Annotated in this window: 26 protein-coding genes and 1 pseudogene; 5 read left to right on the forward strand and 22 right to left on the reverse strand. The window is 54.8% G+C overall.

The features are described from left to right. Nucleotides 1-543: 543 nt before the first annotated feature. The 22 genes and pseudogenes from FKM97_RS26785 to FKM97_RS20865 all read right to left on the reverse strand — a co-directional run. Nucleotides 544-768: pseudogene (locus tag FKM97_RS26785) on the reverse strand (IS5/IS1182 family transposase); the annotation flags it as partial. Nucleotides 769-848: 80 nt separating this feature from the next. After that, a complete protein-coding gene (locus FKM97_RS20765) occupies nucleotides 849-2,021 on the reverse strand; it encodes an acyl-CoA dehydrogenase family protein (RefSeq protein WP_144294366.1) in 1,173 nt (390 codons plus the stop codon). 2 nt (nucleotides 2,022-2,023) lie between these two features. Continuing rightward, the gene (locus FKM97_RS20770) at nucleotides 2,024-3,256 is read right to left on the reverse strand and encodes a dihydrolipoamide acetyltransferase family protein (RefSeq protein ID WP_170241035.1); all 1,233 of its coding nucleotides are present in this window, start codon (nucleotides 3,254-3,256) and stop codon (nucleotides 2,024-2,026) included. A gap of 1 nt (nucleotide 3,257) precedes the next feature. Continuing rightward, a complete protein-coding gene (locus FKM97_RS20775) occupies nucleotides 3,258-4,040 on the reverse strand; it encodes an enoyl-CoA hydratase/isomerase family protein (protein ID WP_144294368.1) in 783 nt (260 codons plus the stop codon). Nucleotides 4,041-4,062: 22 nt separating this feature from the next. Then, on the reverse strand, nucleotides 4,063-5,037 hold the full coding sequence (locus FKM97_RS20780; protein ID WP_144294369.1) for an alpha-ketoacid dehydrogenase subunit beta: 975 nt from the start codon (nucleotides 5,035-5,037) through the stop codon (nucleotides 4,063-4,065). After that, complete coding sequence (locus tag FKM97_RS20785; protein ID WP_170241036.1) at nucleotides 5,030-6,013, reverse strand: thiamine pyrophosphate-dependent dehydrogenase E1 component subunit alpha; 984 nt, start codon at nucleotides 6,011-6,013, stop codon at nucleotides 5,030-5,032. Before FKM97_RS20785 ends, FKM97_RS20780 begins: the two co-directional genes overlap by 8 nt. Before the next feature lie 65 nt (nucleotides 6,014-6,078). Beyond that, complete coding sequence (locus FKM97_RS20790) at nucleotides 6,079-6,783, reverse strand: ABC transporter ATP-binding protein (RefSeq protein ID WP_144294370.1); 705 nt, start codon at nucleotides 6,781-6,783, stop codon at nucleotides 6,079-6,081. Further along, the gene (locus FKM97_RS20795) at nucleotides 6,761-7,546 is read right to left on the reverse strand and encodes an ABC transporter ATP-binding protein (RefSeq protein ID WP_144294371.1); all 786 of its coding nucleotides are present in this window, start codon (nucleotides 7,544-7,546) and stop codon (nucleotides 6,761-6,763) included. Before FKM97_RS20795 ends, FKM97_RS20790 begins: the two co-directional genes overlap by 23 nt. Further along, entirely contained in the window at nucleotides 7,543-8,565 is a 1,023-nt protein-coding gene (locus tag FKM97_RS20800) for a branched-chain amino acid ABC transporter permease (protein ID WP_144294372.1), read from the reverse strand. The genes FKM97_RS20795 and FKM97_RS20800 overlap by 4 nt, the downstream gene beginning before the upstream one ends. A gap of 4 nt (nucleotides 8,566-8,569) precedes the next feature. Then, nucleotides 8,570-9,448, reverse strand: a complete 879-nt coding sequence (locus tag FKM97_RS20805; RefSeq protein WP_144294373.1) for a branched-chain amino acid ABC transporter permease — start codon at nucleotides 9,446-9,448, stop codon at nucleotides 8,570-8,572. 66 nt (nucleotides 9,449-9,514) lie between these two features. Beyond that, nucleotides 9,515-10,690, reverse strand: a complete 1,176-nt coding sequence (locus FKM97_RS20810) for an ABC transporter substrate-binding protein (RefSeq protein WP_144294374.1) — start codon at nucleotides 10,688-10,690, stop codon at nucleotides 9,515-9,517. A gap of 65 nt (nucleotides 10,691-10,755) precedes the next feature. Next, nucleotides 10,756-11,178, reverse strand: coding sequence for a cupin domain-containing protein (locus FKM97_RS20815; RefSeq protein ID WP_144294375.1), 423 nt, complete (start codon nucleotides 11,176-11,178; stop codon nucleotides 10,756-10,758). A gap of 25 nt (nucleotides 11,179-11,203) precedes the next feature. After that, the gene (locus FKM97_RS20820) at nucleotides 11,204-11,986 is read right to left on the reverse strand and encodes a short-chain dehydrogenase/reductase (protein WP_144294376.1); all 783 of its coding nucleotides are present in this window, start codon (nucleotides 11,984-11,986) and stop codon (nucleotides 11,204-11,206) included. Nucleotides 11,987-11,992: 6 nt separating this feature from the next. Further along, the gene (locus FKM97_RS20825; RefSeq protein WP_144294377.1) at nucleotides 11,993-13,483 is read right to left on the reverse strand and encodes an amidase; all 1,491 of its coding nucleotides are present in this window, start codon (nucleotides 13,481-13,483) and stop codon (nucleotides 11,993-11,995) included. A 2-nt stretch (nucleotides 13,484-13,485) separates the two neighbouring features. Continuing rightward, nucleotides 13,486-13,920, reverse strand: a complete 435-nt coding sequence (locus tag FKM97_RS20830; RefSeq protein WP_144294378.1) for a nuclear transport factor 2 family protein — start codon at nucleotides 13,918-13,920, stop codon at nucleotides 13,486-13,488. Nucleotides 13,921-14,019: 99 nt separating this feature from the next. After that, a complete protein-coding gene (locus FKM97_RS20835; protein WP_144294379.1) occupies nucleotides 14,020-14,811 on the reverse strand; it encodes an enoyl-CoA hydratase in 792 nt (263 codons plus the stop codon). Then, a complete protein-coding gene (locus tag FKM97_RS20840) occupies nucleotides 14,808-16,001 on the reverse strand; it encodes a CaiB/BaiF CoA transferase family protein (protein ID WP_144294380.1) in 1,194 nt (397 codons plus the stop codon). Before FKM97_RS20840 ends, FKM97_RS20835 begins: the two co-directional genes overlap by 4 nt. A 171-nt stretch (nucleotides 16,002-16,172) precedes the next feature. Beyond that, complete coding sequence (locus FKM97_RS20845; RefSeq protein WP_144294381.1) at nucleotides 16,173-17,090, reverse strand: LysR family transcriptional regulator; 918 nt, start codon at nucleotides 17,088-17,090, stop codon at nucleotides 16,173-16,175. A gap of 585 nt (nucleotides 17,091-17,675) precedes the next feature. Continuing rightward, nucleotides 17,676-18,848 carry an LLM class flavin-dependent oxidoreductase gene (locus tag FKM97_RS20850; protein WP_144294382.1) on the reverse strand — a complete coding sequence of 391 codons (1,173 nt, stop codon included), beginning with the start codon at nucleotides 18,846-18,848 and terminating at the stop codon, nucleotides 17,676-17,678. A 103-nt stretch (nucleotides 18,849-18,951) separates the two neighbouring features. Beyond that, the gene (locus FKM97_RS20855) at nucleotides 18,952-19,617 is read right to left on the reverse strand and encodes a GntR family transcriptional regulator (RefSeq protein WP_170241037.1); all 666 of its coding nucleotides are present in this window, start codon (nucleotides 19,615-19,617) and stop codon (nucleotides 18,952-18,954) included. A gap of 74 nt (nucleotides 19,618-19,691) precedes the next feature. Then, nucleotides 19,692-20,654, reverse strand: coding sequence for an alpha/beta hydrolase (locus tag FKM97_RS20860; protein WP_144294384.1), 963 nt, complete (start codon nucleotides 20,652-20,654; stop codon nucleotides 19,692-19,694). Between the two features lie 16 nt (nucleotides 20,655-20,670). Next, complete coding sequence (locus FKM97_RS20865) at nucleotides 20,671-21,390, reverse strand: hypothetical protein (RefSeq protein WP_144294385.1); 720 nt, start codon at nucleotides 21,388-21,390, stop codon at nucleotides 20,671-20,673. Between the two features lie 464 nt (nucleotides 21,391-21,854). Here FKM97_RS20865 and FKM97_RS20870 point away from each other — a divergent pair, with 464 nt between their 5' ends. The 5 genes from FKM97_RS20870 to FKM97_RS20890 all read left to right on the forward strand — a co-directional run bounded on the left by FKM97_RS20870 (nucleotide 21,855) and on the right by FKM97_RS20890 (nucleotide 26,344). Continuing rightward, on the forward strand, nucleotides 21,855-22,748 hold the full coding sequence (locus tag FKM97_RS20870) for an NmrA family NAD(P)-binding protein (RefSeq protein ID WP_144294386.1): 894 nt from the start codon (nucleotides 21,855-21,857) through the stop codon (nucleotides 22,746-22,748). A 79-nt stretch (nucleotides 22,749-22,827) separates the two neighbouring features. Continuing rightward, complete coding sequence (locus tag FKM97_RS20875; protein WP_170241038.1) at nucleotides 22,828-23,817, forward strand: ABC transporter substrate-binding protein; 990 nt, start codon at nucleotides 22,828-22,830, stop codon at nucleotides 23,815-23,817. A gap of 82 nt (nucleotides 23,818-23,899) precedes the next feature. Continuing rightward, nucleotides 23,900-24,739 (forward strand): ABC transporter permease, encoded by an 840-nt coding sequence (locus FKM97_RS20880; protein ID WP_170241039.1) that lies wholly within the window; start codon nucleotides 23,900-23,902, stop codon nucleotides 24,737-24,739. Further along, nucleotides 24,736-25,542, forward strand: coding sequence for an ABC transporter permease (locus tag FKM97_RS20885; protein WP_144294389.1), 807 nt, complete (start codon nucleotides 24,736-24,738; stop codon nucleotides 25,540-25,542). The genes FKM97_RS20880 and FKM97_RS20885 overlap by 4 nt, the downstream gene beginning before the upstream one ends. 13 nt (nucleotides 25,543-25,555) lie before the next feature. After that, nucleotides 25,556-26,344: an ABC transporter ATP-binding protein gene (locus FKM97_RS20890; RefSeq protein WP_205015250.1), complete on the forward strand. Its 789-nt coding sequence runs from the start codon at nucleotides 25,556-25,558 to the stop codon at nucleotides 26,342-26,344. The last annotated feature ends 63 nt before the right edge of the window (nucleotides 26,345-26,407 follow it).

The following is a 26,407-nucleotide window of genomic DNA, read 5'->3' on the forward strand; positions in this document are numbered from 1 at the left end:
GCGGCCAAGGGGTCGGCAACCTCATCGGGTTACGCACCGGTTACGTCAGTAGAAAGACAATTGTTCTCCAAAAATGGATCAGATTGCCGAAAGCTATTAGAAGCGCATTCCCGTGAGAGACTCTCATAATTGTAACTGGGGGAAAGAAAGCAAAACTTTGGAATCAGGGCTCTGTTTGAGATGCCCCGATCTTACGCTTGCCAAGGTTGGGGTCGTGAGTTCGAATCTCATCGCCCGCTCCAATCTGCCGGACAGTTTGGAAATCGACAAAGGCCGCGGAAATCCGCGGCTTTTTGCTGTTTGAGCACTCTAAAAGTTGGGCTCGTCCAAGGGCCCAATTCAAGGTCCTCGGTCGTCCGGTTACAGCCTGGTTACAGGTGATTTAACTTCCTCACGGAGGTCGAAAAATACCGCTTTGCGGGACCAAATCACAACAATGCTGGTTGAAATTCTACCGACTGGTTGAGTTCCAGGCGCACAATCGCCTTCGCTTGCATTAAGTCAGGCGATAGTCTCCATCGAGGTCGAGCACGGTTGCCGTCGCAGATACTCACGCACCGCGCGCCCGGCCGCTTCTGGCGGCAGGCCTTCCTCGCCCGGTACGGAGCGCTGCCGATGGACATCAGCGCGGATGTGGACAGCATCGACCGCAAAGCCTTAGCCGCCGACCAGACCCTCGGCTATGCAGCGCTCAACGGTCATCTCGAACTGTTGCCGCAGCAGGTCGCTTTCGCGGAAGCGGCCGTGCTGGTTCTTCGAAATAACCGATGATCAGCCCCTCGCCCAGAGATGATCATACCTCCGTTACGCACCCTCCACCTGATTTTTCCTTACAGTGAAGAAGGTGTTCAGTAGGAACGTGGCAATCCCAGATTACTCATCGCAATATAATTCAGAATCATTTCCTCGGAAATCGGTGCAAACCGAAAAAGACGGGCGTCACGCCAGAGACGCTCTGCATGCATCTCCTTGGAGTATCCCATGCCGCCCATCACTTGCATTGCTTGCTCGGCAAGTCCTGAGGCTGCCTGGGACGCTATAAGCTTGGCCGCGTTGCTCTCACTCCCAAAGGGCAGCCCCTGATCGCAGAGCCAAGCTGCCTTTAGATTTAAATTGCGGGCAGCTTCCATCTCTGCCCACCCCTGCGAAAGTGGGAATTGGATTGCCTGATAGCTGCCAATGGCCTTATCCCCGAAAACTTTGCGATTATTGGCGTACTCGACAGCAAGCTTGATCGAAAGACGCGAAGTACCAGTCAGACCCGCGGTGGTCACTATACGCTCGGTGTTTAACACATCCAGAAGCTGTCCCCAGCCTTGGTCTGCAGTGCCGATCAGTTCCTCCGGATCGATCCGCACGTTGTCGAAGAAAACAGAGGAGGAGGGCAACGTGTTGGTGCCGAGCTTGTCGATGCTGTTGTGCGTCAATCCCTGTCGGTTGACGTCGATCATGAACAAACTCAGCCCGAACGTCTTTTTTGGCGATTTATCCAGAGGGGTGGTCCGGGCAACAACGAGCATCTTGTCGGCTTGAGGAACGCCGGTGATCCATATCTTCTGACCATCTAACCGCCAACCGTTACCATCGGCTCTTGCGACACTTCGAACCTCCAGGGCGTTTGATCCTGCGTCCGGCTCAGTTAATCCCATACAGAACTTCAATTCGCCGGTACAAAGCTTGGGCAGCCATTCCCGTTTCATCTCCGGAGATCCATACCTAGAGATCGCTACTCCTCCAAAAATAGGGTTCAACATGAATATCTGAGCTAAGGTTGAGCCAGATCCAGCTGCGCAAAGCTCCTCTATGATGAGAGCTACCTCGACCATCCCAAGACCAGAACCGCCAAACTCTTCAGGAAGCATGGCTCCGGCGAGACCAGCATCGCAGATCGCCTGCCAACACTCATGAGGGTATTCCTTTGCAGCATCCTTCTGGCGCCAGTAAGTCGGATCAAAACGCTCGCCTACTTTCCGCGCCGTCTCGACCACCAGTTTCTGTTCATCACTTAAAGAAAAATCCATTATCATTTTTCCTGGTTCAAAGAATTTTCAGCACGGTGAGGTGCTACCCGCAGAAGTCTGATCGGATATTCTAATAGTTCTACAACACTAGCGAGGAAGCGCGCTGCGTCGGCGCCGTCCATTACCCGGTGATCGCACGACAGCGTCAGGTTTATCTCGCGGCGAGAAACAGGGTTTCCCTTTTCATCTGGACGGAACAGCCGATTCTCTGAGCCGACGCCCAACATCATGGCCTGCGGCTGATTGATGATTGGCGTCAAACTCTTGATACCAAACATGCCAAGATTGGAGATGCTGATCGCGCCTCCGCCGATGTCGCGAGCACTAAGGCCCCCTTCTCGAGCTTTTTTGACAAGCATCGTTGCCTCGCTCGCCAACTGATCGAGAGGCCGATGACTAGCATTTCGTATCACGGGCAGACGGAGGCCATTAGAGGTCTCTACGACGAGACCAACATCACCAGTCCCGACAGTGACGATACGATTTTCTGACCATACCCTATCCGCTAGTGGGTGGCGGGCAAGGGCCAAGCCGACTGCTTTTATCAGCAGATGCGTGATAGAAAGTTTCGGAAGGGTTCTATCCTCGTTAAGCTCGCTCCGCAGTTTAGATAGGGAGGAGATCTCAGCATCAGAGGAAATATAAAAATGTGGAACCTCGTTCTTAGACTGCGAGACGCGCCGAGCAGTCGTGATTTGGGCATCTGTTAGATGTCCTGCCGGAAATCCGAGGATTTTCGTTTCGTCTTTCTCAGGGTTTCTGGAAGAAAAATGTTCTACATCCTTCGCCTTAATTCGGCCTCTAGGTCCGCTGCCACTAATAGATGCCAAATCTACTCCCACCTTGCGGGCAATGCGCCGGGCTAGTGGTGTCGCGACAATTCGCGAGGGAATGAAGCCATTCCCACTTTCAGGCAAGTTAGATGATGCAATAGAAGGTAACGGGGGTGAGACGAGTTCGGCCCCGGAACCCACCGGCTGGTGCTTGGTTTCGCTCGCATCCACATTGGTCGTCCGTGCGACGGGGGTACCCACGGCGACCGTTTCGCCTGCTTGCACGAGAACCTCTTGGATCATACCGGAGTCTTCTGCTTCCACTTCGTTAGCTATTTTCTCAGTCTCGACCACGAAAAGGACGTCACCAGAAGAGAACGGTTGCTTCGGCTTGATACGCCATTCGGCGAGAAGCCCCTCCGTCATCGTCAAACCCAGCTTTGGCATAAGGAGGTCGGCCATCTTAGGCGCCGCGGAAGACAGGCTTGCGCTTCTCAAGAAAAGCACTGCAGCCTTCATGAGAGTCGTCGGTGTCCAGAACCAAGCCAATCATAGATTGTTCGTGCCGTAGGGCTGACGAGAGCGGCATATCCCCGCCGTCGCTTATCGTACGTTTCAAAAGTTTTAGTACGAGGGGGGATTTCTCGGCGATCTTATGGGCCAGAGCCAGGGTTTCGGTCATTAGAACGTCATGTGGGACGACTTTATTTGCAAGGCCGATTGCGACTGCCTCATCGGCGGAAATCTGGCCGCCGGCAAACATAATCTCCTTGGCCCGGCAGAGCGGGATCTGCCGGATAATCCGCTGAGTGCCTCCGGCTCCCGGAAAAAGCCCAAGTGTGATTTCGGGTAACCCCAGCCTCGCCTGATCGGAGAGGATCCTTATATCAAGGGCGAGCAGCAGCTCGGTACCCCCGCCGAGAGCAAAACCATTGACTGCTGCAATCGTAGGCTTGTCGCACAACTCGATCTTGCGAAACACACGGTGAATAAGCTCGGCAAATTCTTCATAATGAGCGAGGCCACGACGCGAGTTGAGATCCGCAATGTCGCCGCCCGCTACAAACGCCCGCCCCGCACCGGTGAAAACAATAACTCGGACGGCAGCGTCCTTCTCAAGAGCATCAAAGCGGCTCTCCAGCTCGAGAAGCAAGGGCATGTCCAGCGCGTTCAAAGTTTTCGGCCGGTTAATTGTAATGATGGCAACCGGTCCATCACGGTCAATCTTGAGGAAATCGTCGCTCAAAGCGTAGCTCCTTATGGTCGCCTCACTGCAGGGTTCGACGTATCGCCGACACAATCCGATTCACGGTGGGGCGATATTCCGCTTCTTGTGATCGCGCAAAAGGCACTGGCGCAAAGGGGGCTCCGACACGGACAATCGGGCCATCCAACTCATCGAAACCGACATCGGCTATCCGCGCGACTATCTCGGCCCCAACACCGAAAGCCTCTACTGCTTCGTGAGCGACAACCAGCCGATGTGTGTGCGACAGGCTTTTAAGAACCGCAGCTTCATCCCAAGGTTGGATGGAGCGCAAGTCGAGAACTTCAACGTCTATGGCGTCCTTAGCCAATTCTTCGGCAGCCTTGATCGCTGTCGATACAACTCCACCATAAGCAACAATGGTAGCATCCCGCCCTTCACGCACTACTGCGGCTTTACCGATCGGAATAGCGCCCTGATCTTCGGGAACCTCGCCCTTCATCGCGTAGAGGGATTTGTTCTCAACGAATATAACCGGGTCGGGATCGTCAATGGCGCTGCGCAAGAGACCGTATGCGTCGGCAGGATTCGAGGGACAAAGAACCTTAAGCCCCGGAACATGCGCAAACCAGGCCTCAAGACATTGAGAGTGCTGCGGGCCGGCGCTTACTCCGCCGCCATGTGGCATTCGCACCGTCATGGGTACAGACCCCTGCCCCCCAAACATTGACCGTGCTTTTGCAGCTTGATTGACGATTTGGTCCATGGCCAAGGTGACGAAGTCCATGAACATAATTTCAACAACGGGCTTCAGCCCTGTCATCGCAGCTCCAACGCCGAGCCCGATGATCGCCGCTTCCGAGATGGGGGTGTCATAAACCCTATGAACTCCAAATCGGTCGGCCAAACTCCGCGTGACCTTGAACGGACCGCCAGCCGCTGCAATGTCCTCGCCGAGCAGGATGACGTTCGGATCCGCTGCCATCGCATCAGACAGGGCTTTATTGATAGCATTGCCGAAGCGCATTTCAGGCATGGTTAGGCGCGCCTTCCTGAAAAGGGGTGTAAACATCCTCCCCAAGGAACATCGGATCAGGCTCGGAAGCTGCGGTCGCTTGGTTCACGGCTCCGTCGATGAGGTCAGCGACCTTTTGTTCAATTTCCTGGAACCATGTCTCGTCTCTGCCAGCCTCTTCTAAACGAAGCCGACAATTCAGAATGGGATCGCGTTTGTTCAATCCTTGGAGCTCATCAGCTTCTCGGTAGTCCTGTTTGTCACCTTCGAAATGACCGCGTACTCGGGTCGTTTCGCATTCGAGGATTTGCACACCGGCGCCTTGACGAATTTTCCCGATCAACCTGGCGGCAGCCTCAGCGACAATGACGACATCGTTTCCGTCAATCTTGGAGTAAGGGATGTTGAATGCCGCCGCCAATCCTTCCAATGACGCAGCCATTTGCCGCTTGGTCGGACTGAATTCCGACCAGCCATTGTTCTCACAGACGAAGAGCATCGGCAGTGACCACAACGAAGCAATGTTCAGGGTCTCGTGTAGGACACCCTCCGCCAAGGCGCCGTCGCCGAAATAGGCGACGGAGATATGATCGGTATTAGCGACTTTGTGCGCAAGCGCGCTGCCGGCAGCGATGGGAATGCCCGCCCCAACAATACCGTTTGCGCCAAGCATACCAATGCTCAGGTCAGCGACGTGCATTGAACCGCCGCGGCCTTTGCAAATTCCCGTCGATCTACCCATTACTTCCGCAAAGAACCCATCAAGCCCTATCCCCTTCGCCAGCGCATGACCATGACCGCGGTGGTTCGACGCAATCGTGTCGGAGGGCCGTAAGGACGCCGAAATGCCCACCGGAACTGCCTCCTGCCCAATAGAAAGATGCACAAAGCCAGGAACTTCGCCGTCGGCGAAGAGGCTCTTCAAGCGCTCTTCGCTTCTTCGAATCGTAAGGAGGCTCTCGTAGAGATGCTCGACTGGTACAGGGCAAATGGACAAGGATCAGATCCTCAGTTGGCTAAAGCTATGAAATGTCAGCCTCGGCGCCCCTTATGAGGCAACTGTCATCGGCCGAGGTATGCCTTGAGAATTGCGGGGTCTCCCGCCACTGTTGATCCTTTCGTTTCAAACGCGATCTCGCCATTGGCAAGCACGTAGGTTGCCCCCGCTAAAGCCGCCGCGACGCCGACATTTTGCTCAATCAAAAGAATGGTCATACCATCTGAATTGAGCCGTCGAATGACCTCAACCATTTCTTGAACAATGCGCGGCGAGAGGCCGTGGGAGGGCTCGTCCATTAAGAGCAACCGCGGGCCGGCCATTAAAGCACGGCCAATCGCAACCATCTGCTGCTCGCCGCCGCTCATCATGCCAGCAGCAACGCCACGCCGCGGCTTAAGATGCGGGAAATACTCAAAAACACGGTCAAGATCACGGGAAATTCCGTGTTTGTCGTGGCGCGTGGAGGCGCCCAAGAGTAAATTGTCGTTAACCGATAAGGAGGGCCAGACAAAGCGTCCTTGTGGGACCTGCACAATGCCCGCCTTGACCAGGGAATATGCATCAAGGCCGGCAATCTGACGCCCGTCAAATTCCACTTGGCCACTCTTGGGCTTAACCATGCCGCTTAAGGTGTTGAGGAGAGTCGTCTTACCGGCGCCATTTCCCCCGAGAAGCGCAACAATTGACCCCGCCGCCACCGAGAACGAGACGTCACGTAGAACCTCTGTTGGTCCATACGAAACACTAAGATGCAGCAAGTTCAGCATCGGCCATCTTTCCCAGATATGCTTCCTTCACGAAGGGATTTTTCACGACGTCGTCAGCTGTTCCCTCAGCAATTTTTTTCCCAGAATTAAGAACGGTGATCCGGTCGCAGACACCCATAACGAGTCGGATGACGTGCTCGACCATGAGGATGGTGATGCCGCGCTCATCGCGAATACGGCGGAGTAGAGCGTCAAGCTCCTCCACCCGCGGGGGACTTAAACCAACAGCAGGCTCGTCCAGTAGAAGAACTGTCGGCTCGCTAACAAGACACCGCGCAATCTCAATTAGGCGTTGTTGACCAAACGACAGCGAACCTGCCTCATACTCCGAAAAGCGCTCCATCCGCACAAAGCTTAGCGCTTCCCATGCGCGACTGCGGGCCAGCCGTTCATCGCGCCACACACTTGGAAGGCCAAGTGCCGCTGAAAAGATGCCCGAATTGAGTTTTGCGTGCATGCCGCTCATCACATTCTCCAGCACGGTGAGGCCTTTGAACATCAAGGAGCTTTGGAATGTGCGACCAATCCCACGAGCAGCGATTTTGCTGGCGCTGGACTGTACGATCGATTGACCATCCAAGCGAATATCACCACTCGTCGGGCGGCTGACGCCGCTAATCACATTCAGGAGAGTAGTTTTCCCCGCACCGTTAGGTCCGATCACACCGTGAATTTCGGCCGGCGCAATGCTGAGACTGACCTGATCAAGGGCGGCTACACCTCCGAAGGATAGAGATAGCGCGGAGACTTCGAGCTTACTCACAGGATTCTCCCCTGCCGGTGATGCGGTTCGTACCAACCCGGAACCCAAGTTCTTAATGCTTGGGCAATTCCTCCTGGAAAGAAGCGAAGCGTCAGAAGAAGGAGAAGACCAAGTCCGATTTCCTGGACCTCTTGAAGTCCTCGCAAGCCCTCCTGCAGAAGAACGAGAAGCACTGCACCGATTATAGATCCGGCAACTGAACCGATCCCTCCAACAACAACCATGCCGAACTGAAGGACTACTTGGAAGAGATTGAATGACTCCGGCACTACGACATTGAGAAGGCCCGCAAAAAGCCCGCCTGCGACACCTGCGTAGAGCGCGCTCACGCCGTAAGCGATAATTTTGTAACGTATGATGTCGACGCCGATCGAACCTGCCGCGACCTCGCTTTCACGCACAGCCACAAACGCCCTACCCACGCGGGAGCGCATAATGCCATAGGCTATGAATACGAAGGCAATGACGAGAAGAAGGCTCAGGTAATAAATTCCGATCGAAGTAGAAACGCCAATTGCGCTGAAATCTATCGGATCCATAACAAACCCAGCGGAACCGTGGGTGACCGCATCCCAATGCAAGAAGACCCAGAGGGTGAACTGCGCGAATGCGACAGTAGCAAGAGCAAGATAGAGGCTCTTGAGCCGCAGTGCCGGTAGAGCGATAAGAAGACCAAAGGCCGCTGTGAACACCGTCGCCATCGGCATTGCCAGCCAGAAGGGCACACCCAAGTCCAGTCTCAACAGGCCGGTCGCGTAAGTTGCAATGCCGAACAACGCGCCGCCGGCGAAGGCGAGTTGTCCCGCGAAGCCAAGCAGGATGTTTAAGCCGACGGCGAGCAGGACATAGATGAGCGCCAGATTGCCCACATAGACGTGGTATGGATTTCCGATGATCGGCAATAAGGCGAATACGACAAGCCCCAGCATAAAAACTGTCTGCCGGCCAAATAAAATCTCGGTCCATTTCCTTTTCGCCACAGGATCTCTGGCTTGGACGCGGTGCGAAATGCTTGCCATCGGATCAGACCTCCCTACGCCCGCGGGCGCCAAGGATACCGGTGGGACGGATTATCAAGACGAGCATAATGATCACGAAGGCTGAGACGTCTTGCAGGCTAGAGGACAGATAGGTCCCAGCAAAAGACTCAAAGAGACCGACTAAAAACCCGCCCAGGATCGCACCCGGCATGCTTCCTAGGCCTCCCAGGATTGTCGCAGCGAAGGCCTTCAACAGAAGGTTAAGTCCTATATCCGGCGTCAGCAGAGTTAGAGGCGCCATAAATACCGCGGCAATGCCCGCAAGGGCTGCTCCCGCGCCCCAAGTATACATGTAAACTCGCTTGACCCGGATCCCCACCAGAGCGGCAGCATGTGCGCTTTCCGCTGTGGCCTGCATCATCTTACCGGCCCGCGTACGGTTGAAGAATATTGTGAGGATGCCCATGCAAAGCAGAGCGCTTGCGATTACCACAAGTTGTTGCGGAAAAACTGCTATGCCGCCAAAGATCACCGGTGAAGGACTTACCAGGGGCGGGAAAGGCACAACCTCGCCCTCCCCTCCCCAGAAGTACCGCCCGATACCCTTCAACACGAAGGAAAGTCCCACAGTGGCCATTACCATAGTCAAAGGCGGGGACTTGATGAGAGGCCTGTAGACTAAGATATCAGTAATGATTCCGAGCAGGAATGCTCCAGCGACTGCAAGCAGGAGCGACGGCAAATAGGGCAGACCCATCAGCACGTGCAAGGTAAACGCGAAGAAGCCTCCTAGCATAAACAGCTCACCATGTGAGAAGTTTATGTGGCCGGTTGTGCGATAGCACAGGACCAAGCCCACTGCGACAAGGGCGTAAAGAGCCCCGCTGGTGATGCCAGAAGAAAGGGCATAGGCGAGCATCATGGGAGAGTTCCCTAGCAAGGGGTCCTCAGCCGCCGTAATCCTCAGCGGCTAAGGATCCGACGAAGCTCAACGTGTGGGGGTTGTTGCACCGACGCCCGTCACTACCCCATTCTCGAAGGCGAAGATCCCAAGCGTATTATGACACTGATGATTACTTGGCGTGCACTGAAGGGGTCCTGCATAGGTATCAGTTTGGACCTTTAAATTGGCCATGACTTCAATGACCTTTTCACGAGTCAAATCGGGTCCAGCTTCCTCAAGAGCTTTAACAGCGAATTGTCCTGCAGAGATGCCGAACATGTGGAAGCCGTTGAACCGGTCGCCGAACTTTTTCTCAATAATCTCCCGCCATTTGGCGACCTTGGGATCCGAAACACCATACCCTGCGGCGGTTAGAGCTCGGAAGTTCTTAACGGTATCAGGCGAGCCCGCACCTTTTGCTAGAATATCGATGTCCGCTAAGGGGGATCCTCCGATCATGAGTGAATCTAACCCAATTTTGCTAGCATCACGGAGAAAAGGAATCGCGGCTTTCGGGAAAAGCAGAAGGAGAACAGCATCGGCGTCCGAGGCCTGTACTCTAAGAGCTGCAGGCGTCGTATCTACCGGATCAACAGCGATTTCTTCAATGATGGTAGGTTCAAGTCCTTTTGCCTTAAAGGCCTCGAGCATAGGTGCGATCCGAGCCTTGCCCCAAGCATCAGGCTGCCAAACGACCGCGATGTTCTTTTTGCCTTGATCCAGAGCAAACTGGAGCTGACCATAAACCTCCATCCAGGCCGCCGACATACTGGTGAAAATGTAAGGATTCGCAGGGTCGGTAAGACTGTCCGCAGTGGACGCAACAATTACCCATGGAATTTTTGCGTTGATGATCTCCGGCTTCTGAGCAATTGCGGCGTTACTGCATCCGCCGCCCACAAGCATGAACGGCCCCTCATCGTAAATTAGCTTCTTTACTGCGCCAACGCCTTCGCTCGGCAGGCATTTATCATCCTGTTTCACGTAAACGATTTTGCGGCCATGGATGCCACCGGCTGCATTGACTTCGTCAAATACTGCCTCGACACCGTTCAACTGCGGCATGATCGTGCCAGCAAAGGGACCAGTGAGCGCCCCCATGCCACCGATTTTGATCGTGTCCTTGGTGATGCCGATCTCTTCTGCAGTTGCCGGCTGCGCCGCAAAAATGGCGGAAGCCAACAAAGACCAAGCCAATCCCTTTGACAATAATTGTATCATTTTCTTCTCCCCAGTTCCGGTAGATCTTTATTCATCCGGAATTTATTTCCGCCAGATCAGCAGTATTATTTTTTCTCGACTTCGACTGTCCTAAATTTCGCGGGCATCGTTATTTCGATCCCTTCGTAATCATCGGAATGTTCAACCTCGACATGGGCAATGCCTGCGGCCTGATGAACACAGTCGCCAGGCTGCAGAGTGACAGGTCCTACGCCCTCGTATTCCAGTGTAATCGTGCCCTTCAGCACGAAGACCATCTGAAAATCGAGCTCATGCCTATGCCATGGCGCGCGCTCTGTATGGCCCGGAATGGCCTTTACAATCTTCGCGTCGAAACGGCCTCCCGTGGCGGCTGCAATTCCGAGGTCGCGATATTCCATGAAGGATCTTAGGCCACGCTCATAACCGGCCTCTTTGGCTCGATTGACGGAGAAGCGGGAAATGACGCCTGATGTGCGGTTGTCCTCCTGATTGGGCACTTCTGACATATCGTAGATCCTCCCTTCCTTTTGCTTATGAGTGTCTATTGCTCGCACCACCGTCGACGGTGACTACAGTCCCGCTGACGTATGAGGCGCGGGGCGATGCCATAAAGGTGACGACGTCAGCCAGTTCTTCCGGCGTAGCCATGCGGCCGAAGGGCAGATGCATGTCGCGTTGGACCTCTGCCCAACGATCTGGCGTGCCATACTTCTGCATGCTCCAGGTGCGCAGCAGAGTGGTCGCTCGCTCCGTCGCAGTTAACCCAGGATTTACGCCGAGAACCCTGACTCCAAAGTCGGCTGAACGCGCTCCGAGCGCTCGGGTGAAAGCGATTAGCCCAGCATTGCCGGTGGACCCCGCAATATAAAGAGGGTTCAGTCTCTCACCAGCGCTTCCAATGATATTAACAATGACCCCATCCCCGCGCGCTTTCATTGTCGTATATAGAAGTCGTGTCAAGTCGATGTAACCGAATACCTTTAGATCCCAGGCAGAACGCCATGTTTGGTCTGATATTTCGTCAATCTCTCCTCCAGGAATTGATCCTGCATTGTTGATCAAAATATCTGCATTTCGACACTTCTCAGCGATACTGCTTCGATCCTCTGGATTGCTTAAGTCCGCAGTATGCGAGAAAGCTTTGACCCCAAAATTTTCCTGAAGACTTGAGGCCAGTATTTCAAGGTCAGCCTTGGTCCTGGCTACGAGGGTAAGATCGCATCCCTCTCGCGCTAGGGCCTCAGCGACCGCCTTGCCAATTCCCTTACCGGCCCCGGTGACAATTGCTCGCTTGCCCTTAAGCTGAAGGTCCATTTTGTCCTACTTTGCGACCGAATATCCAAAGGTGGCTGTTTCTCGTGAGTGCGGTGCCTGCCAAGTCAAATCGATCTCTGGAGATCGGAAGTTCTCGGGGCGAAGCACCTCATATGCAGCGGCCGCTTCGAGTGCGAGATCATCGCGTTGGCGGCGGGCCACAATCTGCATGCCCACTGGCAAACCCTCTGCAGTGAAGCCACATGGCACCGCGGCAATCGGTAGACCAGTAATGCTGAAAGCATAGGTTCCAAGGAATACATCATAGAAGCGCTCGAGCGGATGGCCATTCACCTCAGTGGGGAGCGGCATGTCCAACCGGAACGCTGGAATGCCAGTCGCTGGTGCTATGATGTAGTCAAAGCGCTCGAACTGTTTACGGATCCTATGCCAATAGAGAGAGCGTCGACGTTCAGCTTCGGCTATTTCAGCAACGCTGAGCTTCATTGCTGCATCCACTTGGTTGACGAGGGGCACCGTCATGAGCGACCTGTCCCGGCTTATGAGATCGCCGTAACGGGCAACCATGCCGAAGGCTCGGGTCCCCGCTATTATCTCCCGCAGATCGGTTGTATCGATCTCGCCTTCCTCGACACTGCAGCCGGCTGAGACAAAGTCATGAGATGCCTTGCAAACAAGCTCGCCGACCTCAGAGGCGGTCGGCACTAAGCCACCGAAATCCCTCACAAACAAAATCCGACGACCCCGCATCGAATTGGTTCTTTGAGCGGAAGCCTGAAAATCGTGCCCATCATCCGGCAGTGAGGACGGATCCCGGTCATCGGGACCTGAGAGCACCGAGAGCATCAAGCCAGCATCGGCCACGGTGCGCACCATTGGGCCTTGAACGTGAGGCACAAGGGTATCCCAAGCAAACGCTGCCGGATAAGACGGGATCCGGCCCGGTGACGGTCGAACTCCCACAACGCCGTTAAAGGATGCAGGAACCCGAATGGAGCCGCCAAGATCGGTTCCCAATCCTATTGGCGCCATTGAGGCAGCAATTGCTGCACCTGTGCCGCCACTCGATCCTCCGGCAGTCGAGTCCAGTTGCCACGGGTTGCGAGTTGTCCCGAAAAGTGTGTTTGTTGTATTGACGTCGTGAGCGAACTCCGGGGTGTTGGTCTTGCCGATCAGAATTGCCCCCGCTCGCCTCAACCTCTCAACAGATACGCTGTCTTCCGCTGGCTCGAAGTCTCTCCTGAGTTCGGAACCGAATGTCGTGCGCAGCCCTTTCGTCTCGATTATGTCTTTAACTACAAAAGGCACTCCCTCAAGGGGACGGGGTTCGCCCCCAGATGCAACGTGGCGGTCTGATGCGCCCGCTTCGGCTAGAGCTTCTGGATTGATTGTGCAGATCGCATTTACAACGCCATTCAACGAGTTGACGCGGGTCAGAAAAGCCTTCGTTACATCGTGAGCGGACAGTTTTCGCCCTCTGACCAACTGGGCAATTTCGACAGCGGTTAGGCCGCAGATTTCTGATGACGATTGCATTTTCAGGTTCGCTTCCAGGTGCTACCGTCCATCGTCAAATGACGGTGGCGAAAGCGCCAAAATCCGTCCTCCTTCACGACAGTGTCTTCGTAGACTCCACAATCCGCCACGCTAGGAAGAGTACCTGGATCGCCGTTATATGCGATCAGATAGCAGCGTCCCCGTATGGTCCCGTCCATCAACCGTTTAAGGTTCAGGCTTCCATTCCAGTGTCGCCGATAGCGCCCATTCCGGCCTGCCAGGTCGCGGCGTTTGTGTTCCTTAAGGGCTGCTCGACCTTCAATACGAATGTCTTGTGGAAGGACTTCCAGAACCCCGTCGCTTGTAAAGCACTCTGCATAGCCATCAACATCGCCGAGATCGCTACAAAGATTGTAGGCGCCGTAGAGATTGCTGATTTCTGCAAAGTCCTGCGCTGACAGGGGCTCAGTCGACATGAGTTTTCCATTCGGGCAACATGCAGCGCTTGGCGCGTTCCTCAATTTTCCTATTTCCTAGGAATATGTCTTTCATACCTATTGTCCTTGCCTGGGCGTTCAGATCCCACTGAACTGAGGCTGTCTTTTTTCCCGAAAGGCGGCCTGACCCTCCGCATAATCGCGGCTCTCGATGCAAGCGGCTACGAGGGAATCAACGCGATCTCGGTTCCGCTCGGCCTCAGGCTTCGCCAGCTCCAAGAGAGCTCCCTTGACGGCGAGAAGCGTCAACGGCGCATTTTCAGCGATCATTTGGACGTACTCGGAAATACTTCCTTTAGCATCGACGTCATCAAACAAATTCGTCACTATGCCCAAACGCAAAGCTTCGGCAGCATTGATCTTTCTGGACGAGAATAGAAGATCGGCAGCCCCCGAGACCCCCAAGCGCTGTACGACCAACTCCACATTAGAAAAGGCGTAGCCAAGACCTAGCCGCGCAGCTGGGATTCTAAAATGAGCATCGGAGGTCGCGAGCCGGAGGTCGCAGCAAAGTGCTAGTCCAACTCCTCCTCCATGACATGCGCCATGAATAATGGCGATGGTTGGTTTCGCCGCTGCAAACAAGGTCGATTGTGCACGCGCAACAGCAATGTCGTATGCTGCAGCACCATCTGCCTGCCGTTTTTCGGCAAACTGTGAAATGTCAGCACCGGCGCAAAAGGCCCGGTCGCCTGCACCAGTCAGAACAATGAGACGGGTCTCGGGATCATCACCGGCCTCAACAACCAAATCTGCCAGTTGCTCCCACATCTCCAAAGTCATGGCGTTGCGACGCGCCTCATTATCAATGGTTAAGCGCGCAATTTGTCGGAACTTCTCCAGACGTAAAGTGGGCGGGCTGGAAGTCATATGGCATTCTCCCGCTGCAACTTATCGATATCCGCATCAGCGTAGCCCAACTCGCGTAGGATCTCGTCTGTATGCTCCCCGGCTTTAGGTGCGCATTTAAACACGCTCGCGGGGGTTCTCGAGAGAACTAGTGGTTGGCCAACGAGATTGATCTCCCCTCGCTCCGGATGCTCGACTGGAACTGCCATACCCAGATGCCGAACCTGCGGATCAGAGAATACCTCATCCATCTTGTAGATTGGGCCGGCGGGCACTCCCTTGGCTTCCAGCTCAGCAAGCCAAACCTCAGAAGTGCGCTCAGAGAGAATGGCATTCAGCTCTGAATTCAACTGTGGGCGGTTAGCAAATCGATCCGCTTCCGTTGCGTATTCAGGTCGCTCCGCAAGATCCGGCCGAGCCAGCGCTGCGCAAAGGCTCATCCACAGGCCAGACCCTGACGCGCCTATATTGATAAATCCATCAGACGTCTCATAGACGCCCATTGGCGTAGAATACGGATGATCGTTCCCCGCTTGCTGGGGAACGACGCCGTCCACCAAAAAGCGCGCTGCTTGAAAGTCCATGATTGCGATTTGAGCCTCAAGAAGTGATGTTTGCACCCATTGCCCAACCCCAGACCGTTCGCGTTCCGAGAGCGCAACGAGCAATCCAATCGAAGCATAGAGACCTGCTGAAATGTCGGCGACGGCCGTCCCTGCCCGCATTGGACCGTGGCCCGGGTGGCCGGTGACCCACATCAATCCGCCCATACCTTGCGCGATCTGATCAAACCCACCGCGGGTACGATACTCGCCTGTCTGGCCGAAGCCGGAGATAGACGCCAAAATGATCCGAGGGTTGATGGCCTTGAGCGATTCGTAGTCGATACTTAAGCGATCCTTCACATCCGGCCTAAAGTTCTCGACAACTACATCGGCTGTCTGCACCAGCCGGCGAAATATTGACATTCCATCATGCGTTTTCAGATTTAGAGTGATCGAGCGCTTATTGCGGTGAAGGTTCTGCATATCGAACCCATCCCGGGGGCCGCTGATCCCGTCGTTTGGATCGACGCCGGCGGGGGCCTCGATCTTGATCACGTCAGCACCAAAATCCGCCAAAACTCGACAGCAAGTCGGCCCGGAGCGTATACGAGTTAAATCGAGCACCCGTAGCCCGGATAAAGCCGCAGATGCAGAGTTGTTAGACATTTACTTCCGTCCGTCCCAGCCGTGACAAGTTCAAAATAAGGAACACAGCGATGGTTGCCTCGCTTGCTGAACAGGAGAGCGGATGACACTCACGGGTCATTCGCATTCACAAGCCAAGAGGTTAGAACAGGGGGCCAGTTTGTAGAATTAGAATTCTTTGCAGGCTGTATTCTAATTCGGCGAATTCACCTCGACGGTGGATGAACGCCTCAGAAGGAACTGGATTAGCCGGTCTGCCTGCGGCTCAAGCTGATCGTCTGGCCGCACACAAATGAGTAGTTTGCGGCACGCCCATGGCTCATCGAGACTTAGCAGACGGAGACCCAACGCTGCTGCCAGTGGAACTCCAGCGTGTTCAGGAAGTATTCCTATTCCCAGGCCGTGTTTTACCATTTGACACATGGCCTCGAAGCTTCGGACCTGCATCCTCATCTTCAGGCTCTTTCCGAGCTTGCGAGATTGTTCTGTAATTAATCGATAAACAGCGGTGGCTCGATCGAGCGCCACAAACTCCTCTTCCAAAATCTCCAAAAATTTCAGACTTTTCCTGCCGGCAAGAGGATGATCAACCCGAAGTATTACGTTTAAACGATCTTCTGTATAAGGAAAGGAACGGAGACCAATCGGCTCGCTATTTCTAATAATAATTCCGATGTCCGTCTCTTTCTGATCAAGCGCTTCCAACGTTTCACTAGTCGGCCGCTCTTCAAGCTCAATTCCAATTTGGGGGTGCTCCTGACTAAAGGCGGCTAAGTCAGCGGCGAGCCGCTGTACCAGTGCAGAACTACTCGCAAAAATTCGTACAAGCCCTCTCTCACCGAAGCGAAACTGCGATAAGTTGGCTTCAAGTCTATCGCTGAGATGCAAAACATCCCTGGCGTAGCGGAGGAATGTTAGCCCAGCTGCCGTGGGCTCAACACCATGAGCCTTGCGCAGCAAAAGCCGGGTACCGATCGACTCTTCCAGAAGGTTAAGCCGCCTACTAGCTGCCGAAGGAACAAGATTTATATGACTTGCTCCTCTAGTTACACTTTTTTCTTCGCACACTCTAAGAAAAAGACGAAGCGTTACCAGATCAAGTCGTATCATATTTCGTCATCTCGCTATGGGAAGGTTTATGACCTCACTTATTTCTATTTTATCCATAACTCTCTATTTATGAATCTCGGGAAAAACTTACACTAAGAGCTTACCGAATGATTCCTGGCAGGCGTGCCTATCCTGGCAAACCAAGCGCTTTTGTCGGGTTAGTACGTCGTAAAGCGATATTGAGGGTGCCTCCAATAGTGTTCTCACTTTTGCGAGGCACATCCTTTTACATACACCAATGCCGCCCCGTTGCGTGATGTTGCTGGGTATCGGCGTTCCCATTTGTGATCGTTCCGAACGTCATAAATCGCGGCAACGCCACGATGCGGCTCGACACGCGCGTTTCGGCGAAAAGGCGATTGCGCTGCTGAAATTTGAGGCGCGATGCGACCGGAGACGGGGGATCGCGTGGAGTAAAGGCAGCAGTTCAGTTGGTCACCAACTTATAGCTGATCCGTCGCTTTCATTTTTGCGGTCATCACTTCCTCGCCTAAGCGCCCCACCCTGAGCAACAACTTTGGTACCGACGAGCTCTAATGCTTAACAACAGCTCTAATACTCGAGCAGCTCGACCTTCGACTGCTCTTACTCAGCCGCTGTGCCCAGTCCAGCGCTTGAGTTCGTGCCCTGCACTTTTGGAAGAACTTTGTCGGCGAAAAGCTTCATGCTGCGCATGGTAAGCTCGTGCGGGATGCCCTCCCATGAAGAATTAATCAGGATCTGCTCGACCCCAGAGACTTCGCGTAATTCTTCAATCCTATCGATGACTTCTTCCGGTGAGCCAACTAGAACCGACCGTTGAACGAAGTCATAGTCAAGAGAGCTCTTCAGTCGTTCCTCCTGCTCCGATGAGTATTGTTCGCCCGGATGCAAATAAATGTTGGGACCCCGCCAGTTATGATAGTTCAGGAAGCGAATCAGATATTTTTCACAAAGCTCCCGCGCCTTCTCCTTCGTCTCCGCGACAAAGGTATCTCGCGTGATCCCACAACGAGACCCGAGGGGCCGTTTTTTGCCCACCGTGGCGGCACTATCCTGATACAGCCTGAAGCGTTCGCGTAGCATGTCAGCCGGCGGCCGCCACATGATGATGCCGATGTCGTTCCTACCGGCAAACTCCACCGACGATGCGGAATCCACGACTTGCCATATGGGGGGATGCGGTTGCTGGCGGGTGCGAGGAATAATGGTCAATTTGCGGAGTTCATTGGTTTCGGGGTCGACATACTCCGCGTCCTTCACCGTGTGCCGATCCCAGGTAAAGCCCGCTGTCGGAAAAGTATAATGCTTCCCCTCAAAAGAGAAGAGTTGCTGGGAGAAAGCCCGTTTGATGATCTCTAACGTTTCAGCGAAGACCTCAAAGTTTGCCTTCTGATCCCGCGGGTCGGCCTTGGAATTAAGATTCACGCCTTCAATGCCAAAATTGCCCCGGCCAACACCGATCTCCAACCTTCCTTCGGACAGTTGGTCCAACATTGCCAGGTCCTCTGCCAGACGCAAAGGATGCCAGAAGGTGATGATAGCGGCACCTAGGCCGATGCGGATGCGCTTCGTGCGCGACGCCAGGTCAGTCGCCATCACAACAGGATTGGGAAGAATGTAAATTCCGCGATGATTGAAGTGATGCTCAGCGAGCCAGAAGCTATCGAACCCAGCATCGTCGCAGAATACAGCGAGATCCCGCACCTCGTTCATCATTTCTAGCCAATCGCGGGCCGCACCCGGGTCCTGAGGATTGCAAAAATATCCGAACTTCATGTTGTCACATTTATCCTTCCGCACAGAAAGTCGCGATCCTTGCGACCTCCGTTAATGAACACGTCCCTTGCTGTCCGAACACTAAACATCAGCTCCGGGCCCGCTACTTCTGGCCAAACACGCTCAGGGAGAACTTCTCAGACCGGATCACAAATTCCCGACAAAGTTTGGAGGCTAAGTTTTCCTTGCGAGCCTCAATGGCCTCAACGATTCCCGAGAAAAGGGCGATAGTCTCCTCATAGTGCTCTCGGGTGACAGCTCGCAGCGTAATTGATCGAAGCATGCTGGTCCTTGTCTGCAGAGACTGCATGAAACCGTGAGCGACTTTGTTTCCCGCCCCCTCGTATATGATCTCGAAGAATTCGATATTGGCGCGATGAGCCCGAGCGTGATCCGTGTGCGGGATATCGGCGAGCCGTTTCATGACCTCACAGAGTCTGTTCCGCTGCTTCTCAGTCGCACGCTTCGTAAAAAGCCTGGTTGCCTCGGCATCAAGTGCTCTTCGCACTTCGTAAATGTCCCGCACGTCATCCAGAGACAATGACGCAACGAAGACTCCCACACCCTTCCGGCTCTCAACCAGACCCTCGGATTCCAGATGGCGCAGAGCCTCGCGCAAGCTCGTCCGACTGACCTCCGTCCTGGCACAGATGTCGCGTTCAACTAAGCGCTCGCCTGCTTTGAAATATCCCGCAGCAATTGCCTCTCGCAGTTTCGTCAACGTCTTTTCTCTCAACGAGAGCTTGTCTTGCTCGACGATGAGCGACATCGACGACTCTGCCTCCGAAGAGGCTCGGGAACTCCCGGTCATGTCAGATCTACCTTGTTCCCATTTCCAATTGATCAACCTGCACAGCGTCTTGCAAAGATGCCTCGGAGATACATGCACGGAAGCATGAACTCCCGCTCCGCCGTCGTCCCTGTAAACCGTGCCCGCAAGAATCCGTGTATCATGCCAGTGGCGCAACGAAGTGTCGTCGGTACTGCAGCCTCACGAAGCCGATTCGCGTATCTCGGGCCATCATCTGCGAGGGGATCGATCTCGGCATAGTGGATGAATGCCGGCGCAACATTCGATAGATCATCGAATTTAAGGGGGGTGGCATAATCGTGGGAGGTGATTTCACGGCCGCCTAGATAAGCCGCCCAGGACTCGACACATGCGGCAGTCGTCAAACCCGGCGAATCTGCGTGAACACGATAGGATTCGGCGTTAAAATCATTCCTCAGACATGGGTAGATCAGCACCTGAGCGACTAAGTCCGGTCCGCCGCGATCGCGCGCCACCAGGGCAAGCGCGGCTGCCAAGTTTCCGCCGGCGCTTTCGCCCCAAACCGCGATCCGCGACCTGTCGACGCCGAGATCATCGGCATGCTGATCAATATACTTCAAAACGCCGTAGGCATCGTGGAGTGCTGCCGGATATCCAAACTCTGGTGCCAAGCGATATTCGACGCTAATGACGATGGCGCCCGCATAATCGGCCATCCCCCACGCATTGCTGTCTCCACTGTCCAGATTCCCTTTGATAAAGGCTCCACCGTGCAAAAAGACAACGCAAGGCGGATTGGCTTCCAGTCCCGCGGGCTTGTAAATCCGAACCTTGATTATGCCCTCGTTGCCTACGCCGGGACAGGCGAAGCTGACATCTTCAACCTTCATCCCAGGTCGGTAGGGCCGGGAGAGCTTCTTGCCATAGTTAATCCACTCCTGCCGCAGGATTTCGGAATCGTTGGTGCGGGCCAATACTTCCTTTGCGGAAATGAGCTCTCGCATATCCGGGTGTATCTTATCTTCGGATGTCATTCGTTTTCGTCCCTTCCTAGATCAGAGCCTGCTTTCGCGATCGCTCCGACGTCGGCGCCCATGTCACTGTTTCCAGGCGATACAGATTTTCGAAGTCCTGCCTATCCACAAGCACACCATTCGACTGTGCGGTTCTAAACTTCGCCTCGAGATCCAATCCATGCATATCGGATCCAGCGCATGCGTCAGGAACACCGAGGCCGAAGAGCGACAGCGCCGAATATTCGAGATCGGGCGCGGGCTCGAGTTGATGAGTTTCGACATTCTTCTCCGAGCTTACATCGGCTGAATGCAGGTCGCCGGGAATCTCAGCGGGCAGAAGATCGCTTGAAAAGAATGCGGGACCACTGCGGTCGGCATTGACGAGCATGCACCTTTCGGATCGCGGACCAAAGCGGGTTCCGGGGAAGCCCAGCGCGAGAGCACAAAGTCCCCGTTGGGCTGCCATTCTCAGCAGCCCTGAAACAAAGAGTCCGTCGACAACTCCGCGAATATCCACACGGCCAGAACCGAAGGTTCTCGTCGAATAGGTGAGCAGGTCGATCGCAACGGGACCAACCTGCAAGAGCGACTTTCCAGGTGCCGAAAATTCCCAATGAGTTGCCGCTAACTGCCCTCTTTCGAGGCTCGCTTCTGCGTTGGCGAGAATCGTCGGCCCGTGCACGCGGAGCGATTCCAGCGCTCCACCTTCTGTAGCCTCAGCCCAGGCCAGCAGAGGTGCTGCCCTTTCAGCCACTCCAAATTTCAAGCCCAAAGCTCTCAGCGCCCAGACTCCAACTCGGACAATCTCCCCCGTTGCGACTTCAACTCGGTCAGCCGAACAGGTCTGTGGTGGGTCTCCAGTTTCGGGGGCAGGGCTAGAGAAAAAGACATCCTTCATGCCGCCACCTCGGCCCAAGCGTCGGAATCGTGACTACAGCGGAGAGAACAGGCGCACCGGCCTCTGCACCACAACAACCCGAGCCATTTCATCGCTTCATCCGCACTTCATATTGTACGATGGAATTTGGTATTCCATTATACGATCCGATGTGCTTCATTGTTGTCAAGGGGCAACGAAGAAGCGAGGCAGAGGCTCTGCAGACTTCTTTCGACGAGGGGAAGCATGGGACCGTCGTCACTTGTCGAACACCGTTTTCGCGCACCGTGTCGTCTTTGTTCGTCCGACCCGTTGAGCCGTCGCGTTAGGATCGCTCACTGATGTTCGCGATCATCGGCGCTACCGGACACATCGGGTTTCGCATCGCGCAAAATCTGTTGCGGGCCGGAAAGCCGGTGCGCGTCATCGGGCGCAGCGAGGCACGGTTGGCGCCCCTGGTGACAGAAGGCGCAGAACCATTCGTCATAACCTCAGTCCTCGAAATCGACGACGTCACAAGGGCATTCGAGGGCGCGGAAGCAGCCTATACTATGGTACCGCCGATCTCCACGGAGGTTTCCTATTATCAGGCTGGACGTGTGATGGCCGAAGCGGCGGCGCGCTCGGGCGTGGGCCGCATCGTGAATCTCAGCGGCATCGGCGCTCACCTTCCGCAGGCTGGCGGCCCTCACTGCCAGGATTATGCCGACCTGGAAGCGGCATTTGAAGAGATCAATGGCCTCGACGTCCTGAATATTCGGGCTGCATTCTTCATGACCAGCTTCTTTAATTGGATCCCTCAGATAGAGAGTGATGGTGCCGTCTCGGGGCTGCTCCGGGGTGATCTAGCCATTCCGAGGATCGCTGCACGCGATATTGCTGAATTTGCGGCTAAAGAACTGCATGATCCAACCTTCACGGGGAAGACCCGGCGTGAATTGCTGGGGCAACGGGACCTCAGTATGGACGAGGCCGCTGCGGTGATCGGTGAAGCAATTGGCTGTCAGAGCCTGCGTTATGTCGAACTTTCACCACAAGAATCGATCAACGCCCAAATCGCTAAAGGGCGTTCCAAAGTTTCGGCCGAACACATGAATGCAATGTACCATGCTTGGAACACCGGGGCTGTAACTTGCGGTGAGACCCGCTCGTCTTCCAACACTACGTCCACAAGTTTCGAGGCGTTTGTTTCGGAAGAATTCTTGCCAATGTTCAGAAGAACAGGAAGGTCATAGAAGTCTCAGCGCCCCAGGCAATCACCAACATCTGAAAATGCAAAGCGTTATTTGGCGTGGAAAAAACGTGGAGGGTGAGATGGGTTTCGTGAAGATCAAGCAAATCGGATTGGCTCTGCTTTGTTGTGTGGCCGTAATCGGTTCCTATCAGGCGTCCGCAAATGCGGCAGAGAAAATCAGACTGGCATATAGCTCTCTGGATGCCTCCAGCCTTCCCTGGTTCTACGCACAAGAGAAGGGCTACTTTACCAAGCACGGCCTCGACAGCGGGGAGCTCATTTATCTAGATTCAGGCTCGAAGGGAGTCCAAGCACTGATTTCCGGCTCCATCGACATGGTCACTGCCGACGGAAATGCCCTTGTGAACGCCGGGCTTGCAGGCTCCGACATAAAGGCCATCGGCGTAACTCTGGGTGTTCTCCCCAGTTCCGCTGTGGTGGCAAAAGACATCGCATCCGCTCAGGATCTGAAGGGAAAGAGGTTTGCGATTAGTTCCTTCGGATCCGAGACCCAGCTTGCACTGCAAATCCTCCTCAAAGCCAACGGCCTCGCAGAAAATGACGTGACCGCGGTGCAGGTCGGAAACCAAGCAAACCGTTTTGCGGCTTTGCAGGCCGGCCAAGTATCCGGCTCGTTCTTTCAGCCTCCAATCCTCGTCAAGGCCGTTGCGGAGGGGTACAAAGTCCTAGCGGAGATGCCCGAGCTTGCTCCGGATTATCTGAGCGTCGGGATTGGTGCGATGGAGGAGACGGTTGAGACACGGAGACCCGTCGTTAAAGCATTCTTGGAAGCGCTGGCCGAAGCCACTGCCGCCCTCAAGAAGGACGAAGCTGGAAGCGTTGAAGTAATCCAGAAGTACTTAAAGTCTAGCAAGGAAGATGCCGAAGGAGCATGGAGATTTTTTGCGCCCCTGTTCAAGTCAGACCTGCGTCCAACACCCGCCTCGATACAGTTTATCCTCGATCGCAAAACGGATCCAAAAGCAAAAACAATGACACCTGCTGATTTCGTTGATCTCTCAGTCCTCGATGAACTGGACAAAGAAGGCTTCTTCAAGAACCTTAATTGATTAATCGCCGTCGGCTTCTTCTTCTGGCCGACGGCATTGATTGTCTCGTATGAAAAGGCGGGTCGGGATTGGGATGGCCGGATTGAGCAACTCCGAGATCGCGCAACCGGAAGCCCAATATGGCGAGGTGAGGCCGGCAGCTCACCGACGCGCGAGACAATCGATCGAGCAGCGTGTCTGGAGCATGAGTGGCATCATCGCCATTCTCCTGCTGTGGCAACTCGGCGCTTCATCGGGGTTACTGCCGGCGCGATTTGTGAGCAGTCCGGTCGCCGTCATGAAAACAGCTGTTACCATGACGCTAGAGGATAATCTGCTGCGTGACGTTGGCGTGACGCTCACAGAGCTATTCATCGGTATGACCATTGCCATCGCGCTTGGCATCCCTGTAGGCCTGTTAGCCGGCTGGTACCGGCGCCTTCGCTATGCAGTCGATCCCTATCTCGCCGCGCTGTATGCCACGCCCTCCCTGGCGCTGCTGCCGCTTCTGGTTCTGTGGTTCGGGATCGGCGTCAAGTCGACCGTCGTTCTTGTCATTATCAGCGCGTTTTTTCCCATCGTGATCAATATCATGCAGGGAGTTGCGACGGTCGAAGCCAGCTATCTGCGGATGGGCAAGAGTTTCGGCGCGGGCCAGATCCGCATCTTCCGAACCATCGTGCTTCCGTCCACAATACCATTTCTTGCCAGCGGCCTGCAACTCGGCGTAGCGAGGGGTTTAATTGGTGTCATCGTTGGGGAAATGTATGCCGCCAGCAGTGGCGGGCTTGGTTATATTATATCAGTTGCCGGTTCAACGCTCGCCGTTGATGAGATGTTCGTTGCCGTAACGATTATTACAGCTCTGGGTATTCTCCTCCTCGGATCGGCTCGCGCCTTCGAACAACGCATGCAGCGCTGGAAACCGGGAGCCCTGGAATGACCGATATCGCTGTTCCCCCGTCACGAGGCGCGGGTTCTGGGAGGGTCCTCTCGGAACGAACAGTCATCGGCTCTCTGTCCGTTCTCACGGGCCTCATTCTTTGGGAGTTGGTGGCAAGGGCCAATCTGATCTCGCCATTTCTAGTCAGCTCGCCAAGCGCGATCGCTGAAGCATTCATCGATCTCACAGCATCCGGAGAGTTGCAGAGGCAATTGCTGATCAGCGGAAAGGAGTTTGCCGTCGGCCTCATTCTCTCAATTGTGATCGGGCTTCCAGTTGCCGTCATAGCCGGCTGGTACACGCGTGCCGGCTGGTTCCTGCAGCCGCTGGTCGCTGCACTCTATGCGGCACCGACCATCGCTTTATTTCCGTTGATCATCATCTTCCTAGGGATAGGCTTTTGGGACAAGGTGCTGCTCGTCTTCATCAGCGGGTTCCTGCAAATCTTCGTTGCCACATCGGCGGGGATCAGAGCGACGGATCGCAAATGGGTCCGTCTCGCCCGAAGTTTTCGCGCCAGTGAGCGGAAGATGTTCTGGAGTATAATCCTTCCGAACGGCCTTCCTTATATTCTTCTTGGCCTTCGACTTGCCGTCGGCCGATGCGTCGTCAACGTGGTGGTGGCCGAAATGCTCGCTTCAGAAGGCGGCCTTGGCTACATGATCGCCTACTACGGCAATACCTTTCAGGTCTCCAAGGTTTTCGTCGCCCTCGCTGCGGTTGTTGTCACTGGAGTCATTCTGAACCAAATGCTGCTCGTCGTGGAGCAGCGAGTGGGCCGGTGGCGGCCTTCAACCCGTTAATCGGAACGTATTCATGGCGATGAAAAAGCTCGAAATCAAAAACCTGTCTTTCGCCTATGCCAACATGACAGCTCTTGAGGGAGTGAGCTTCGATGTAGAGGAGGGTGAATTCGTCAGTATTGTTGGACCGAGCGGCTGCGGAAAAAGCACACTCCTCGGAGTTGTCGACGGACTGAATCCGGCAACTGGCGGCCAGATCATCGTCGGTGGCAAGGAAGTGCGGGAGCCCGGCTATGACCGAGCACTGGTCTTTCAAGAACCGTCGCTGCTGCCGTGGCGGACGGTCCTTACAAATGTGACCTTCGGTCTCGAATGTCAAAACGTGCCGAAGAAGCAGGCTAAGGAGAAGGCGTTGAGCCTAATTAACTTGGTGGGCCTGAATGGCTTTTCGGATTCTTATCCCTACCAGCTCTCCGGCGGCATGCAGCAGCGGGTTAATTTGGCGCGCGCTCTCGCCGTCGATCCGGAAATCTTGCTCATGGACGAGCCCTTCGCCGCATTAGATGCTCAAACACGCGAACTGATGCAGGCAGAGCTCCTGAGCGTTTGGCAACGGACTGGCAAGACAGTGCTTTTCGTCACTCATCAGATCGACGAGGCGATCTACCTCTCCGACCGTGTGATCGTCTTCTCCGGTCGCCCGGGACGTGTGGTAGATATCATCATCCCGAAACTGTCGCGTCCGCGAGATCTGTCGGTCAAGCATACGCCGGAGTTCCTGGCATCGGCGGATCGCATTTGGGCTCTGATACAATCACGCGCCAGCCCAAGTGCTGAGGTGCCGGTACACGTCAGCTCCTAGCACCTGAAATGTATCACCGGGAGCTTCATCGCTTCTGCCTTCGCGCAAAGAACCAGGATAGGC

Origin of the sequence: Rhodoligotrophos appendicifer (assembly GCF_007474605.1) — a bacterium.
In the GTDB taxonomy this organism is placed as follows: Bacteria; Pseudomonadota; Alphaproteobacteria; order Rhizobiales; family Im1; genus Rhodoligotrophos; species Rhodoligotrophos appendicifer.